Source organism: Sphingobium jiangsuense (assembly GCF_014196495.1).
Lineage (GTDB): Bacteria > Pseudomonadota > Alphaproteobacteria > Sphingomonadales > Sphingomonadaceae > Sphingobium > Sphingobium jiangsuense.
The window spans coordinates 17,135-31,319 of record NZ_JACIDT010000022.1 but is presented as its reverse complement, the minus strand read 5'-3'; the positions used below and the strand labels follow the sequence as shown (position 1 = coordinate 31,319).

Here is a 14,185-nt window from a genome sequence, read left to right as displayed (position 1 = left end):
CCGCTTGACCGACTCGCGCCGTTTGTTCTCTTTACGTTCTCATGGGAAAGGTAGATGACAGCGCCCTTCGTGCCGTTGCGAAAAAGCATGGGCTGACCGGGAAATATCGCGTGTGGAAAGAAGGGCGGCGCGCTTACGCTTGGGTCGAGGCCCTGAAAGGCGGCGAGATTGCGGGACGGTTCGCCAGCAACGGTCTGTGGCCAGAACAAGATGTGTTCGATTTCGTCGTGGACCTGTTGCGTGAACACATTGAGGCGAAGCCTGGCGGTGGATCAAACGTCCGCTGATGGCGACCCGCTATTGTCCCGAGCCACACGCCCCGTCATAAGCCGCATTATGCTGCATGATCTCGGCAACTGTCTCGCCCGTATCGAACCGGTTGCCATCATCATGCACCAGCCCGGCAGGCGCATTGGCGAAGCTGAGCGGCCGCGCGATCAGGCAATAGCTGTCGCTAGCAGTTTTCGGGGGTTCGGCTGTACCGCACGCACTGAGCGCGAGCAGCATCGTCATCGCGCCGGATAGCTTCCTGAGCATCTTTCGCTTTCTCCACCTTGTTGAGGACTTCGGCCTGATCGTCGGCGCGCTGCTCCGCCCGTCCTGTTTCGGTTGCCTGCGTCACCGCATGGTCCTGCGCCCGGTCGATCCAGCGGATCAGCAGGCCCACCAGCAGCGCTACCGCCAGCCCGGCCAGCACGATCCTGGCCCCCGTCGAGCCGCGCACATAATTGATAAGGGCTGCGATCATTTCGTCTGCTCCATGATGCGGTCGGCTTCCTCGCCGGTGGCCTCGACCGAGTTATCGCCAACCTTGAACTTGAACGTCCGCCGACCGAGGATCGCCGACAGGCCCAGCAGGTCGAGCGCGATCAGCGCGGCGGCGCTCTGGCCCAGCCAGAACGCATAATGATTGCGCGGGTCGATCTGGACGATCCACAGCGCCGCCGCCATGACCATGGTGAGCGGGATCGCCGCCAGCGCCATCAGCAGCAGCGCGGAGAACTGTCGCCAGTCGCGGGCCGACCAGCTCATGCGAGCGGCCCGGTGCGGTTGAGCAGCCAGCCGTACAGGAAAGCCTCCTGCGACGGGTTCTTGGCCGCGATCTCCATGTACCGCGCAGCTTGCAATGCATCGACCGCGCGGATCAGCACCCTGAGACCCGCCGCGCCGCGCTTGGCCGCATAGCCTTTCAGCGCCGCGATCGTCATCGCGCCGATCTGTCCATCCTCCGCGATATCAGGATAATCGCTTGCCTGCCGGTTGAGCGCATTGAGCGCGTGCTGAAGGAACTTCGCCGCCACCGCAGGACCCATATTGACGCCAGTATCGAAAAGCTCCTCACCCAATGCGGGCGAGACCGCCGCGACCTGATCGAAGCGAGGCTGCAACCAATAACGCTGGCGGTAGATATCTGCGGCCGTGGTACGCGGCAGCGCGCGCATGTCGCCCTTATAGCCATAGGCGCGGGCGACCTGTTCGGTTACGCCCCAGCGCGTCGGGCCGCCCCGATCCGCCGGATGATCGCTATAGCCGCCCTCGCGGCCGATCAGCTCGTCTATCTGCGTCTCAATGCTCATCATTGTCCCCCAATGAAAAAGGGCGGCCCGAAAGGACCGCCCGTTGCAAGTTGTTGTGTTGAAAATATCACATAAGGATAATTTGATGTGACAAGTCGGTGCGCTGAATTGACAGTTTCAGAACTAGCGGACTAAACACTCAGCGGGTCACAAAAATAACAGAGATTGACCAAGTTAAACGTGAGGAAATTATGAAGAAAATTGCTGTTGCCGCGCTTGCCGCGTCTGTTTTTGCTCTGCCTGCTGTTGCGCACGCTGGCGGTTACATTCAGGTTCAGGGCGGTCTCGATGCTGTCTCCGCTCTCGATGAATCCAAAGAGGGTTTCGCTTACGGCGCGGCGGTTGGCTACGATGTTCCGGTCAGCTCCAATATGTTCGTGGGCGTTGAGGGTAGCGTTGACGACAGCTCGACCAAATACTGCATCCGCAGCATCGATGTGGTGGGCGACAAAGCCTGCCTCCGCACCGGCCGCGATCTTTCGGTTGTTGCTCGCGTAGGCACCAACCTGTCCGAAGCCGGCCAGCTCTATGTTCTCGCAGGCTACACCAATGCCCGTCTGCGTTTGACCTATGATGACGGTGCGACTGGCGCCAACAATTTCGCCTATGGTGAAAATGGCGACGGCCTGCGTCTCGGCGCTGGTTACAAGCATAATTTCGGGCAGAACCTGTTCGGCAAGATCGAATATCGCTATTCCAACTATGAAAGCGACATCAGCCGTCACAATGTTCTTGCCGCAGTTGGTTTCAACTTCTAAGAACCGCGTGACTGTGTAGTACGCAGTTTCATGAAAATACCCTAGGGCCTCTCTGCTGGAGAGGCCCTTCTTGTTTCTGTGATCCGTCGCTTTTGTACAATGCGACTCGCCGCCCGATGCGGTACGCTCCCGGCGCGACCCGAAGGGAGAGCGATCTTCCTTTCACTGCCCGGCAGCCCCCACGCTGCCGGGCTTTTGCTTTCGGAATGGTACGCTTTTGGACTAATCCACAGCCCATCTCAATGATTTCAAGCACTTAGCAGCGAGCAACTACAATCGCAGACCGACTCGACAAACAGAGTGTTTGCTTTTATGCAGCCAGCGCCAGCATCGCATACATCTGCCCTATGTCCTCCGCTCCCCGCCAGTTGGGGTGGAAATAGTCGGGGTCCGGGTTCATGTATCCGCCGGCGAGTGCGTCGGCATGCTCGCCCCAGCGATCCTTGAAGTCAAACACCGGTGCGCCGCGAGACGCAGCGACCTCGCGGATGGCCGCATTGTACAAGTCCTGATTGGCGATCGAGGCAGCAGCGATAGACGTGCGCGCGGGAATGATGACGCGCGGCTTGATATTGTTCGCGATACGGCGGTCGAGCACCGATTCCATGTTCGTCCGATAGGTCGGCAGGCTTTCGATCGGACTGGCGTTATCCCGCCAATCATTTGGCCCCATCGCAATCCAATATTCGTCCCCAGCGGTCAAAATCTGTTCGGGAAAATAGAGGGGCCGGGCCAGATCGGCGCTGTTGGCGATATGCTGCATCCTCGCACCGGACGCCGAACAGTTGAGCAACTGGTACGCGGGTAGGCGGGCATTACGTGCCCAGCAGGCGACAACTTGGATCGTCCCGGAAACGCGGGCGACGGTATAGGTATTCTGACCGAGCGTTACGCCGTCGCTTTCGCCGAGTGTGATCGCGATAAAATCGGTCGGCGTCTGCTGAATGCTCACTGTCTTTGTCGCAGCGCCGCAGGTGACGGTGACCGAGCCGGTTCCTGCCACCGACCGGACCCAGACCGTGAAAGTTTGCGTCGGATCATCCGGCGTATAGGTGAAGGGGGTTGTCGTGGTGCTGTTCTGCAATATGCTCCACGTCGCCCCCGAGAAGCCGTTGTATTCCCAGCCCGCACCATTCTGGAAACGCGGATCGAATGACTGAAAAGAGGATGCGGTAGTGTAACCCATTGTTCCTGCGAAAAACTCATCCTGCGCATAGAACCCGCGCGCGCGGATGGCATCCCTCAATCGCCGGATCGGCGCGCATTTATATCCCTGCGCATTTCCGCTGGGAAACGCGGTGTTGTAACCCGCATCGATGCTTGTACCGGCGATCATGATCTTGCGCGGGCTGGCGAGGCGGTATTTCAGCGACGGCAGGCCATTACCCGCCGCCCAGCGGTCGGCTGCGCTGCGATTGAACGCGCCCGAATTGATGCTCTTGCTCATGCCCATCTCTCAATCCTCGATCTGCACATAGACGGCGCCGCTCATGATCCCGCGCACCCAGATATGATCGGCCGTGCCGGTCACCGACGCACCGGCGTGCAGCATGCCGCCATCCCCGGCGCCCGGCGCACTGGCCCCGCCGAAATAGACATAGGCCTGATAGCTGCCCTTGTACTGGACCGTGACCTGCTGGCCCGCGACGGCCTCATATCCGGCCGTGGCGGCGATATCCGACCACCCCTCGCTCAGTGCGAAATCGGGAAAGCTCTGCGCCATCCTTCACATCCTTTCTGCCAATAAAAAAAAGCGCCCACGGCGCCTCTGAAATCCTGTCTGATGCCGTGCCGCTAAGCCCGCTTCGTGGCCCTGTCGTAGAGCGCGTCGATGGCGCGGGGGCCGAGATAGGCGGCGATGCCAGCCGCCGCAGTCGCAGGTTCCGGGCCGAGGCCCGAATAGGTGGCGACGGCCTTGCCGACAAAGGCCATGCCGACGGCGACCAGCATCTCGAACGGCAGTTCCTTGCCCCAGAAATGCCGCCGCCCGGCCTGCGCCTCGCGTCCATGAAAGATCATGCGGCCTCCTATCCCGGCGATGATCCACCAGATATTCGCGCGAACGATCGCCAGCCATTCATCCCAATGCACCCTTTTCCCCCTATGCCGCTTCCAACACCGCGACCCGCGCGTGCAATTCCGCTATCTCCACCCGGTCGGCCTCGCGCTCCATGTGCAGCGACCAGTCGAGCAGCAGCCCCAGCTGATCGACGCGAAAGCCGAAGCGGTTACCCGCCTCGCGCGAAACGACCGTCCGCGTGGCGATCTGAAGCGGCTTGTCATCCTCGCCGACCAGCGCCTCGGAATAGACCGGCTCCTCCTCGTGCTCCGCGTCCCACCGGTCGAAGCACAGGAAGGCAGGCGCGGGCGGCCCCGCCCATGCCGGATCGGGCAGACCGTCGATCAGCGGCGGCGCCATCCCCTCATCCGCGACGATCGCCCACACGCGCTGCGCGCGCGCCCCGAAATGCCACCGCGCGCCATCCTCACCCTTGGCCTCGACCGCATCGCGCCACTGGTAGAAACCCAGCTCCTCGAATATCCGTGCGGCGATGCGCAGCCAGACGGCGCGGCTGTCCTCCCGAACGCCGATCCACAGCTTCTCGCGCTCGTCGGAGGTGACGGTCGGGCTGTTGACCAGATAGGTGTCCTTCCAGCGCAGCGAGGACCATCCGAGATTAAAGCCGTTGTCATAGGCGGGCAGGAGATTGGCGCGCAGGCGCGCATCATCTGCCTCGATGAGCAGCCGCACATTCGAATCAACCGCATCCCAGATATAGAAATTGCGGCCGCCGTTATTCAGAACGTCAGGCCCGATGCTCCACTTGAGCGCCCCTGCGCTATCCGTCCACTGGACGGCCTGTTGCCAGGCCGATGTGCTGGGTCCCCGCAGGGTGAGGACCGTGCAGCCGATCGCGCCAGCGACCAGCGCCTCTCCGCTTGTGGTGTACACGCCGCTGCCGTCACGCCGCAGAAAGCCTCGCGCATAGACGTTAACCGCCCCCGCGCCACGGCCGAGCACGAGGATATCGTCCTCGGCCGCATATTCCAGCGCCGGGACCGAATAGGCGAAAGGATTGGTGTCAGCCATTGCATTTTCTCCGTGCCTCGCGCGCGGCGGCCGCGCGGCAATGCTCCCGCTCGCCGGTCAGCAGCCGGACCAGAGCGTCGATGATGAATTCGCAGGCCAGTGCCCAACGCGCGCCCGCATTGGCGCGGCGGCCCACCTTGCCGCTGATCGTCTCGTCAGGATCGGGCCGAGGCCCGCCGACCAGCACATATTTCGGCCCGGCCAACAGCATGTGCGCCAGCTGGTCCGACGCGACGAACAGGCAGAGCAGCCAGCTCTTGAGGCGCGCCATCATAGCGAGGGCCACCCGCTGGCGATGTCGATCTGGAGCAGCGTCGCGGCGTCCTCCGCCGCGTCGATCGCGGCGCGCAAATCCCGCGCGCGGTCATGGGCGGCATTGACATGCGCCATCACCGCAAGGCCCACCGCGATCATCTCGTCTGCGCCGAAAGTCTGGACGCTATTGTCGAGCATCGTCCATGTCTTTGCGAATGGCGCGTCCGCCATCTTGGCGATCACGGCCGCCAGAACAGCGCCCATGATGTTGGTGCGGGCGGGGACCTCCTCCGTCTCGCAGCTGTCGACCGGTCCGAACGGCGTTGGTGCGCCGCCGTCGATCACGGCCGCACGGCGGGCCTTGATCTGACGCCACAATGCGTCGCGGATTTCCGTGACAGGAATATCCTCTAGGCCGAGGCTGAAACTCGCGGCCGAAACTTCGACAATGCCAAAACCGACCGGCAGCTTCTGAATGGCGGTCACACCAGCCTCGCCACTGCCGCGCCACCGTTCCTCTCCGCTGGCGATCTCATAGGTTATGAAATATTCGCTCACTTTTTACCCTCCACAATCGCGATCGCTGGCCGCGAAATTTGTCCGTTGGTGTTTCCCGACGTGCTTTTCCGGACGTAGAGCGAAAAGGTCTGCGCCCCCGACAGCCCACTGATCGTCGCGAAAAAGCAGAAGGGGACTCGCCTGTCGCGGTCGTCTGTGACGGTGAGCGAAGCGATCAGGTCCGTGCCACCGTCACGGAGCAGAGAGACATAGGCGGTCGTCCCCGCCACATTGTCGCCGTCGAGCCGAACGACGCCTGAGATCAAAACGAGCAGGTTGCTCGATGGCCCCGCAGGCGTGAACGTGTAGGACGCCGCCAATGTCGGGCTGTTGGTGAAAAACACGGATGTCCCCGCCACGCTGGGGAGCGATGTCACCGCATTGTCGACTATCGCGGGCGTGTCGACCTTGTCCGTCTTGATCGTCCCGTCGCTGTTGACGCCGTTATTTGCCGCATTGGCGCCGCTCTCGACCGTGGTCGAGGGCGTGGAGCCGACATTCGTGCCTGCGGGCGCGCCCAGCGAGGACACCACCACCCAGGCCGATCCGTTCCACCGGCTCAGCGTCTGGCTGCTGGCCTTGTACCAGAGGTCGCCATCGCCTTCGGGGGTAGGCGTGGCCTCCCCGACGAATGTCGTGACCTTGCCATCGGCCGTCGCCTGAGCGCCAGCGGCGGCGCTGATCGCGGCGCCGATAGCTTCGTCCTGCACCGCGACCCATGATGACCCGTCATGACGATATTGCTTGTTGCCGTCGTCGGTGTCGAACCACAGATCGCCGAGACTTCCGCCCGACGGCGCGCTCGCCTGATAGAAGCTGTCGATCTTGCCATCCGCCGTCGCCTGCGCATTGGCCGCGTCGGTCAGCGCCTGCGCGATGCTCGCCACCTGCGCGCTGGTCGCGCCGAAGGTCGCAGCCGCAGCCCAGTTCGTGCCGTTCCAGTAATCGACCTGCACCGGCGAGAGATAGGCCCGCACCAGCATGTCGCCGATATCGGTCCCGACCGGCACCGCATCGCCCGCCGAATACATGGTGAACACCACCGCCTTGCTGTCCGCAAGGTTGCTGGCATCGGTCGCCGCCTGCAATGCATCGCTGATGCGTGCATCCTCGACCGGCGTCCAGGCCATCACCAGATGGTCGCCGTCAATCGCCCATGTATCGCCGCCAAGCCCCCACAGCCCCGACCCGGCCACTCGCCGATAGGTGGCGATGACCTGCGAGCGGTCGGCGGTGGTCTGCTGCCACCAGTCATTCTCCTCGCTCTCGGCCGCGCTGGGGGCGTTGGGCTGGATGAACACGGTGCGCTTCGCGTCGATCGTCGTTTGCAGATCATCGATCAGCGCGGTGATGGCGTTGGCTGGCGCTGTGACAGGCCCCAATTCCAGCCAGTCGCCAAGCGCGGTGCCCGTCTGATAGGCGACGCGCACCAGATATTCCGCCGCGCCGTCCACTCCTGAAATGCTGTAGTGCACCTCATCATCGGACGATATGACGACTATCCCCGCCGCGCTCCATTCCAGATCGGCTGCGCGGCGATATTGTATCAGCACGCTGCCAATCGAGACTTCCGACACATCGCCGGTCAGCGCGAGATAAGGCATCCCGTTATCGTCCAGCGCCGCCGATAGCGACCAGTCCTCGATTTCCGGCGTCAACGGCACCGGCGGGGGCGTCAGGGCGAAGGCGGTGGGCGGAACCGCCGTCTGCCCCAGCGCAAAGGCATGTTTGCTTGCCGTCTCGGTTTCCGCCGTGAAGCTGATTTTCGCGGTCGAGGGATCGAGCGATACACTGGTGATGATGACCGGCTGATTGTCGAGGCCCTCGTCCGGTACATGCAGCGTGACGCAATCGCCGGTCTTCAGTCCGATGAACTTGGGCCCGGTCGTCCAACTGATCGGCCCGGCCTCGCGGCTGTTGACGATATCATAGGCGGCAAGCTGCCCCGCCTGCAAATCGCCATCGACGCCCGCCTGTCCCACCTCGGCCTGTACCAGCGGATAGTCGATCTCCTTCTGCCGGACGCCGCCGTCCATCGTCACATAGGCCGGGACGCTTACCGGCGCGGCGCTGATGATCTCCCACTCGTGCGCCTCGCTGCGATAGCGCGGGATGACCGTGTTAAACCGCTCGCGGCGCGGCTTTGTGGCCGCGACGGTCAATTCGTCGAGCAGGTCGGCACTGGTGATCGTCGCGATGGAGATGCGCGGAGCCACGGCCCGGCAGCCGATCATCGCGCCGGTCATCGTCGGCACAGCGCCGCCCGCCTGAAGCATGCGTTTCAGGATCGACCATTTGCTGTCAGTGGACCATTCGACACCGCCGCAATGCCAGCCATTAGCGTCCGCTACATTGGCCGCCTCGACGAAATCGGCCACGCGGATATTCGCGACCGGAGCGCCGATGCCCAGCACCTTCTTGCCGTTCTGCCAGCGGCCAAGGCACCATGTCAGGGCGTGCAGCGCCGGGTTGCGCGACCAGACATAGGTGCTCTCGTCGAGCGCGCGGCACGGTCCGGAGCCGCCCGGATAGGCGCTGTCGAGACGAGGATCATAGACCCGGACCCAGCGCCCGATCCACGCCGGTTCCGGCACGCCAGCGCCATAGAGCTTGCCGTCCGTATCGAAGCGCAGCGACCAGCGCGCATGGGTGATGCCGGACAGCTTATGCGCGGCCGTCAGGCCCGGAGGCGATTTGCCGCCGAACGCGAATGGCAGCGCGGTGTCCTGATAGCCGCCGAGGTGGACAGCCTGATTCATATAATCTTCGAATTTGCCGTTGGCGTTTCCGTTCGCCTTGAACGTCACGACCTCATTGTCGGCGGTGAACTTCTCGATCGCGTCGATCTGACCGCCCGCCGACAGCATAACCAGAAAGGCCAGCACGTCATGCTCCGCCTTCACCTTGAAGCCGTCATAGGTATCCGCGAAGATTCGCAGGCCCGACATGCGGGTGCGCCCGAACGCATAGGGGATACCGCTTTGCGGATTGGTGGTGAACCGTGTCGGGCTGCCTTGCGAGGTGAATTTCGGCTTGAACGCCAGCGCCGACACCGCGCCGAGCACGCCGGAAGCAAGGCCCGCATAGCCCGCGACGCTCATCGCTGTCGCCGCAGTGGCCGATCCTGCCGCAGCTGCTACCGCGCCACCGGCGGCGAGGCCGACGCCGGTCGCCGCCAGCGCGACCACGGCCACGACTGTGCCGACCGTCTTGAGCGCCTTAGCCATGGGCGATCTCCACCGGCAGGATCGACCATGCACGATCGATGTTCGCCATCGACATGATGACCGGGGTGGCATGCGCCTCGTGGAACGCCATCATATTGCCGTTTCCGACCACGATCCCTACCCCGCCGATCGGATCGTCGGAGGCGAAGGACACGAAATCGCCCATCATCGCGGCCGCAGGCGCGATCTGCGCAAAGCCGATCTGGTCGAGCAGCTCCGGCAACGTCTCGACACCCAGCGATTTGAGATATTTCGCCGCGCCGATCGCGCTCTTGTACGTCCCGGTTTTCGGTACCTTCCAGCCGAACTTGCGCGCATGGAACGCCGCGATCTTGCCGCAGTCGCAGCTACCCCAGCGGAAAGCGCGAACCTTGTATTTCTCGACCGTGAGGGTCGTGGCCTGATGGCGCTTTTCGATCGGCGTCATTGGTGGGCCAGCAAGCTGGCGCTCGCCCCCCATGCGTTCGCCATCGCATATTGCTTCCAGCCAACCTGCCCGGACGCAGCCGGAGGACGCGCGCCCCAATATAAATTCTTGTCGGTGCCGGTCATATATTCGAGGCCCTTCTCGCCGGGCCAGATCGACTGGTGCCAGCCATCCTGCGCCCGCACGCCGTCCTCGACCTCGAACAGCCGCTCGAACGCGCTCACCACCGTAAATTCGAGGCTCCGCTGCCCTTCGGAGACGGAGAGCGTCGGCACGTCGATTTCACCGAGAAATTTGATTTCCGGCTGCCCGATCGTCAGGCCGGTCGTGGGATCGATCGCGCCAACCATCACGCGGACCTCCCGGCCCTGCATCAGCGGACTGGCGAGCTGCGCGGCGGCGGAAGTGGAGGGCGGCAGCAAGGAAAGGCGGATTTCCGGTGCTTCCTCGCCGTCCGCCTCCGAAATCACATCGATGCTGTCAATCGCGCCGAAGAAATCATCCGCGCCGACATAGGTTTCGCCGTTGATCGTGAGCTGCCCCGCGCCGTCGAGCAGGCACAGGGGCGAAAGCCGCCCGCCTATGCCGCCCATGTCGATACGGATCGCGCCGAACAGCCAGACAACTGGCTGGCTGAGCGCGGCTTGCAATGCTGCGTCCAAGACGGTCCCCCAAAAAAGAAAAGGGCCGCCGGTGAGGGCGACCCTGTCAGTTTCAATGATGCTGAAATTCAGCTATTCTCGCGCTTCCGAGGCCCGGAGGCGGGATATGCGACGATCATGCGGCGCCGCGCATGGGAGCGGGTAAGGTCGGCCAGTGCGGAGGTGGACGCCCGCACCCTCGGAAACATCATTCACGCCGCCTCCACCACAGAAAAGGCCAAACCCACGAGCCGGGCAACGTCCAGTTCCCAGCTCAGCTCATCACCGGGCAGCACATTGCCCTCGATCATCGGCTTCGCGATCTCCAGCACGTCATTGACCGCAAGGTTGCTGCGCAGCATCGGGAAAATGGTCGCGGCAGCGATCACTCCGGCCCCGCTGGCGGTCGCCGCCGCAGTGAACATGTGCATGTAGCGCCGCCCGCCATGCACGATGCTGAAGAACTGGCCCTCCCGAACCTGATAGCCCGCCGCCAGCCCCTTGATCCCGATGACCGAGCCGCCCGACACCGCCGCGCTGATGAGCGGCGCGCCGGGCGTGCCGGGGTCGAAGTCCAGTAGCGGCCATTCCATCAACAGGCGGTCGAAGCGCGCCTGCAACAGCCGTGCGACGAACAGCCGCCCGGCCTCGTCGCTCAGCAGCGGCGGCATCGTCACGCGCAGGCCGAAGCGGGTTCCGACCCGGTTGATGCGCAGTTCCGGGCCGCCAAGGGACGGGGTCAGCACGCCCCCGAAATCGCGCAGGAACGGCGTCGCCCCGTTGGGCGCGGGATCGGCAGGGAGGGTGATCGCCATCAGGGTATCCGGTTCCGGCTGCGGCGGGCGAGGCTGCTCTGCGCCTGCTGCGATCCCGCCAGCGCGCCGCCGACGGCCGCCGTCTGGCCGATGCGGTTCATCTGCGCTACCAGATCGGCGGTCATCACTGCCCCGCGCAGGTCGAAATAAAATCTCCGAGGATTATCGTTACCAGCCGAGGGATGGATATAGCCAGATCGATTGGCGGTGAACAACTCCGGGCCATTTTCTCCTACGACATAGCTGCTGCCGGATCGCACTGGCCCGCCATTCGCTCGAAAACCGGAAATGCCGGTGAAATCTGTGAAGGTTGCCTTAAGGCCACTGCCGAGCAGACCCGTCTTGGCAAGCGAGCCGAAGGCATTGAAGAGGTTCGACATGATATCCAGAATGCCGCCGTTCTTGATCGACTGCGCCAGATTGCTGAGAGCATTCAGGGCTGTGTTCGCCATATCGACGAAGGACTGGCCGGTATTGTCGTTCACCGCCTGCAATTGCGCGGCGGCATCCTGTCCGGCCTTGGCGACAGAAGCATAGGCGCTTTCCAGACCGGGGACGACCAGAGCCGGATTGACTTCATCATTTGCGGCGGTGCGCGCGGCGGCGATGCGCTGCTGCTGCTTGATGATTGCCGACAGACGAACATTCGGATCAAGAGTAGTATCGGCCTGAAGGATCGCCAGCTTTTCCAGTTCCTCGCGCAGCTCCGACGCCTTGGGGTAAAGGCCATCGAGAATATCACCGATCTTGCCCGCCATGGCGCGAAAGGCTTCCGCCGCAGTCTGGGTCGCCTTCGCCGTCGGATCGACCATCAATCCTTTCAGGCGCGCCATGTTCGCGCCGATGGCGTCCACCATGTCAGGCACGTAGCTGTGACCGACCACCACGTCCCATAGCCATTTGAACTTGTCGGCAACCGACTGGATTTTTTGCTTGGCGCCTTCCCATATCTTGTCCAGCTTGCCCCCCATCCATTCGGATATGCCTGCGACCAACGCCTTCACGCCTGCTATCGCCGCATCGTAGAGGCCGCCGAGCACGCCGCGAATAGCCGTCACACCCGCCGAAATGGCGCCCTGCACATGCTGCCACGCTCCGGCGAAATCGCCGGACAGTAACGCGACCACGGCGCGGATGACTTCTGCCACGATATTGAAAACGCCGCTGACCGCGCTGGCAAAGGCCCGAAAGACGCCAGGCGCTTCGGCGCCGATCACGCTGGCAATGATCTTCCCGAAGGCTGCAATATCGCTGATTATCAGCCTGATCTGGTCCATGAACGCGCTGTTCCAGAGCGCGAGGGCAGCCTCCTTCAATGCTTCGAACATGGAAATCGCAGCCGGGCCGATGGCATCCTTGATCGCAGACCCGATATCCGAGAGGACAGGACCGATACTATCCCAATTTTTCCACGCGACCCACACCGCCGCGACCGCCGCCGCGACCGCTAAGAATGGCGGGGCAAGCGCTGCTATCACCGCCCCTATTCCTCCGGCAGCCGTCACGGCGGTGCCGATCATTGCCACCAGCGGAGCCAGAGCATTGACCACGACGCCGATGGCAACGGCAACGGGGCCGACAACCGCCGCAATGCCCGCGAGTATCAATCCCCATTTCAGGATGGTGGGGTTCACCTCGGCCAGCTTGTCCACGAAATTGCCGAGGCTGGTGACGATGCCCGTAACAAATTCCAGCAGGCCGGACTGCGCGATGGTGATCGCCAGCGTCTCGACTGCGCCCTTCAACTGCTCCATCTGCCCATTAAAGCCCTTTAGACGCTGGGCGGACTGCGCGGCCGCATCGGTTTCCGCGATCTTGGACTTGATCAGGTCGATGCCTTTTGCACCCTGATCCATCAGGCCGATGGCAGTCCTCATGGCGTCGGTGCCGAAAATAGTTTTCAGGACATTGGTTTTCGCCTGATCATTCAACCCGCCCAGCTTCGTGCGCAATTCCTCGGCGATCTCCGCCATGGAACGCATATTCCCCTGCGCGTCATAGAATTGTAGGCCATATTCCTTCATCGCCTCGATCGCCTGCTTCGAGTTTCCGGGCAGGGCGGTCAGAAAAGATTTGAAGCTCGTCCCCGCGTCCGATCCGCTGGCGAAGAGCGAGGAGGTGCTGGCGAGCACAGCATTGAAATCCTGAAAGGAAACGCCAACGCTGCCGGCAACGCCACCGGCTTGCGCGATGCCCTGCGCGAAATCCGAAAAATCCAGTTTCGATTGGTTCACCGCGCCCGTGATCTGGTTGACGGCATCAGGCAGTTGATCGGTTGTGAGCTTGAACTGCTGCATCACGTCGGTGACGGCCTGTGCCGCTGGGGACAATTCGGAACCGGCGGCGGCGGCCAGATTGACCGCAGCCGTCGCTGCACCATCGAGAATTTGGCGCGCGGAAAGGCCGTTCTTCGCCAGTTCGTCCATAGCGTCAGCAGCATCAGTCGCGCCGAAAACAGTATCCTTGCCCAACTTCAGGGCCAGGTCGTTCATGGCCTTCATCTCGGCCGCCGACCCCTCCGTCGAGATCGCGACCTTGTTCATGCTCGCTTCGAAATCTCCACCCATCTTTAGGATAGCGGCAGCAGCGCCAGCCACCGGCAAAGTGACATAGGTGGTCAGGGACTTGCCGACGCTCTCGAACTTCTGGCCGATCTTGCGGATGGAGCGCTCCGCCGCCTTCATCCGCTTCTCCGCGTCGGCCAGACCTTCCTCGAACGCGAGGGCGTCGAAACCGAGGATGTAGCGGAGATAGCCAAGAACGACACCTTGGCCTTGACCTCGAGCCATAAATCGTCTCCACGAATTTCGCCAATAACAACTGGGGGCGATATGAG

Annotated in this window: 16 protein-coding genes; 2 read left to right on the top strand and 14 right to left on the bottom strand. The window is 62.8% G+C overall.

What is annotated here, in order from left to right; translation table 11 throughout:
• Window positions 1-41 precede the first annotated feature (41 nt).
• The gene (locus GGR43_RS20205) at window positions 42-287 is read left to right on the top strand and encodes a hypothetical protein (RefSeq protein WP_188073615.1); all 246 of its coding nucleotides are present in this window, start codon (window positions 42-44) and stop codon (window positions 285-287) included.
• A gap of 167 nt (window positions 288-454) precedes the next feature.
• On the opposite strand, the gene GGR43_RS20200 is transcribed toward GGR43_RS20205, so the two are convergent.
• Genes GGR43_RS20200 through GGR43_RS20190 form a run of 3 tightly spaced genes read right to left on the bottom strand, consistent with a single transcriptional unit; the run spans window position 455 to window position 1,577 of the window.
• On the bottom strand, window positions 455-748 hold the full coding sequence (locus tag GGR43_RS20200; protein WP_188073614.1) for a hypothetical protein: 294 nt from the start codon (window positions 746-748) through the stop codon (window positions 455-457).
• The gene (locus tag GGR43_RS20195) at window positions 745-1,032 is read right to left on the bottom strand and encodes a hypothetical protein (protein ID WP_188073613.1); all 288 of its coding nucleotides are present in this window, start codon (window positions 1,030-1,032) and stop codon (window positions 745-747) included. The genes GGR43_RS20200 and GGR43_RS20195 overlap by 4 nt, the downstream gene beginning before the upstream one ends.
• The gene (locus tag GGR43_RS20190) at window positions 1,029-1,577 is read right to left on the bottom strand and encodes a glycoside hydrolase family 108 protein (RefSeq protein ID WP_188073647.1); all 549 of its coding nucleotides are present in this window, start codon (window positions 1,575-1,577) and stop codon (window positions 1,029-1,031) included. Before GGR43_RS20190 ends, GGR43_RS20195 begins: the two co-directional genes overlap by 4 nt.
• A gap of 191 nt (window positions 1,578-1,768) precedes the next feature.
• Here GGR43_RS20190 and GGR43_RS20185 point away from each other — a divergent pair, with 191 nt between their 5' ends.
• Complete coding sequence (locus tag GGR43_RS20185; protein ID WP_188073612.1) at window positions 1,769-2,335, top strand: porin family protein; 567 nt, start codon at window positions 1,769-1,771, stop codon at window positions 2,333-2,335.
• Window positions 2,336-2,645: 310 nt separating this feature from the next.
• On the opposite strand, the gene GGR43_RS20180 is transcribed toward GGR43_RS20185, so the two are convergent.
• The 11 genes from GGR43_RS20180 to GGR43_RS20130 all read right to left on the bottom strand — a co-directional run bounded on the left by GGR43_RS20180 (window position 2,646) and on the right by GGR43_RS20130 (window position 14,138).
• Complete coding sequence (locus GGR43_RS20180; RefSeq protein WP_188073611.1) at window positions 2,646-3,782, bottom strand: SGNH/GDSL hydrolase family protein; 1,137 nt, start codon at window positions 3,780-3,782, stop codon at window positions 2,646-2,648.
• Between the two features lie 9 nt (window positions 3,783-3,791).
• The gene (locus tag GGR43_RS20175; RefSeq protein ID WP_188073610.1) at window positions 3,792-4,058 is read right to left on the bottom strand and encodes a hypothetical protein; all 267 of its coding nucleotides are present in this window, start codon (window positions 4,056-4,058) and stop codon (window positions 3,792-3,794) included.
• Between the two features lie 71 nt (window positions 4,059-4,129).
• Window positions 4,130-4,426, bottom strand: a complete 297-nt coding sequence (locus GGR43_RS20170; RefSeq protein WP_284278363.1) for a phage holin family protein — start codon at window positions 4,424-4,426, stop codon at window positions 4,130-4,132.
• Window positions 4,427-4,436: 10 nt separating this feature from the next.
• On the bottom strand, window positions 4,437-5,426 hold the full coding sequence (locus GGR43_RS20165; protein ID WP_188073609.1) for a tail fiber domain-containing protein: 990 nt from the start codon (window positions 5,424-5,426) through the stop codon (window positions 4,437-4,439).
• Window positions 5,419-5,700: a hypothetical protein gene (locus tag GGR43_RS20160; protein WP_188073608.1), complete on the bottom strand. Its 282-nt coding sequence runs from the start codon at window positions 5,698-5,700 to the stop codon at window positions 5,419-5,421. The genes GGR43_RS20165 and GGR43_RS20160 overlap by 8 nt, the downstream gene beginning before the upstream one ends.
• The gene (locus tag GGR43_RS20155) at window positions 5,697-6,239 is read right to left on the bottom strand and encodes a DUF4376 domain-containing protein (RefSeq protein WP_188073607.1); all 543 of its coding nucleotides are present in this window, start codon (window positions 6,237-6,239) and stop codon (window positions 5,697-5,699) included. Before GGR43_RS20155 ends, GGR43_RS20160 begins: the two co-directional genes overlap by 4 nt.
• Window positions 6,236-9,466, bottom strand: a complete 3,231-nt coding sequence (locus GGR43_RS20150) for a phage tail protein (protein ID WP_188073606.1) — start codon at window positions 9,464-9,466, stop codon at window positions 6,236-6,238. Before GGR43_RS20150 ends, GGR43_RS20155 begins: the two co-directional genes overlap by 4 nt.
• Window positions 9,459-9,893, bottom strand: a complete 435-nt coding sequence (locus GGR43_RS20145) for a DUF6950 family protein (RefSeq protein WP_188073605.1) — start codon at window positions 9,891-9,893, stop codon at window positions 9,459-9,461. The genes GGR43_RS20150 and GGR43_RS20145 overlap by 8 nt, the downstream gene beginning before the upstream one ends.
• Entirely contained in the window at window positions 9,890-10,555 is a 666-nt protein-coding gene (locus GGR43_RS20140) for a hypothetical protein (protein ID WP_188073604.1), read from the bottom strand. Before GGR43_RS20140 ends, GGR43_RS20145 begins: the two co-directional genes overlap by 4 nt.
• A gap of 191 nt (window positions 10,556-10,746) precedes the next feature.
• Entirely contained in the window at window positions 10,747-11,349 is a 603-nt protein-coding gene (locus tag GGR43_RS20135) for a hypothetical protein (RefSeq protein ID WP_188073603.1), read from the bottom strand.
• Window positions 11,349-14,138 (bottom strand): phage tail tape measure protein, encoded by a 2,790-nt coding sequence (locus GGR43_RS20130; protein ID WP_188073602.1) that lies wholly within the window; start codon window positions 14,136-14,138, stop codon window positions 11,349-11,351. The genes GGR43_RS20135 and GGR43_RS20130 overlap by 1 nt, the downstream gene beginning before the upstream one ends.
• Window positions 14,139-14,185: the final 47 nt, after the last annotated feature.

Bases quoted from the DNA above. Each gene is read 5' to 3' on its own strand.
- GGR43_RS20205 (WP_188073615.1), top strand. From the start codon at position 42: ATGGGAAAGGTAGATGACAGCGCCCTTCGTGCCGTTGCGAAAAAGCAT.
- GGR43_RS20200 (WP_188073614.1), bottom strand. From the start codon at position 748: ATGATCGCAGCCCTTATCAATTATGTGCGCGGCTCGACGGGGGCCAGG.
- GGR43_RS20195 (WP_188073613.1), bottom strand. From the start codon at position 1,032: ATGAGCTGGTCGGCCCGCGACTGGCGACAGTTCTCCGCGCTGCTGCTG.
- GGR43_RS20190 (WP_188073647.1), bottom strand. From the start codon at position 1,577: ATGAGCATTGAGACGCAGATAGACGAGCTGATCGGCCGCGAGGGCGGC.
- GGR43_RS20185 (WP_188073612.1), top strand. From the start codon at position 1,769: ATGAAGAAAATTGCTGTTGCCGCGCTTGCCGCGTCTGTTTTTGCTCTG.
- GGR43_RS20180 (WP_188073611.1), bottom strand. From the start codon at position 3,782: ATGAGCAAGAGCATCAATTCGGGCGCGTTCAATCGCAGCGCAGCCGAC.
- GGR43_RS20175 (WP_188073610.1), bottom strand. From the start codon at position 4,058: ATGGCGCAGAGCTTTCCCGATTTCGCACTGAGCGAGGGGTGGTCGGAT.
- GGR43_RS20165 (WP_188073609.1), bottom strand. From the start codon at position 5,426: ATGGCTGACACCAATCCTTTCGCCTATTCGGTCCCGGCGCTGGAATAT.
- GGR43_RS20160 (WP_188073608.1), bottom strand. From the start codon at position 5,700: ATGATGGCGCGCCTCAAGAGCTGGCTGCTCTGCCTGTTCGTCGCGTCG.
- GGR43_RS20150 (WP_188073606.1), bottom strand. From the start codon at position 9,466: ATGGCTAAGGCGCTCAAGACGGTCGGCACAGTCGTGGCCGTGGTCGCG.
- GGR43_RS20145 (WP_188073605.1), bottom strand. From the start codon at position 9,893: ATGACGCCGATCGAAAAGCGCCATCAGGCCACGACCCTCACGGTCGAG.
- GGR43_RS20135 (WP_188073603.1), bottom strand. From the start codon at position 11,349: ATGGCGATCACCCTCCCTGCCGATCCCGCGCCCAACGGGGCGACGCCG.
- GGR43_RS20130 (WP_188073602.1), bottom strand. From the start codon at position 14,138: ATGGCTCGAGGTCAAGGCCAAGGTGTCGTTCTTGGCTATCTCCGCTAC.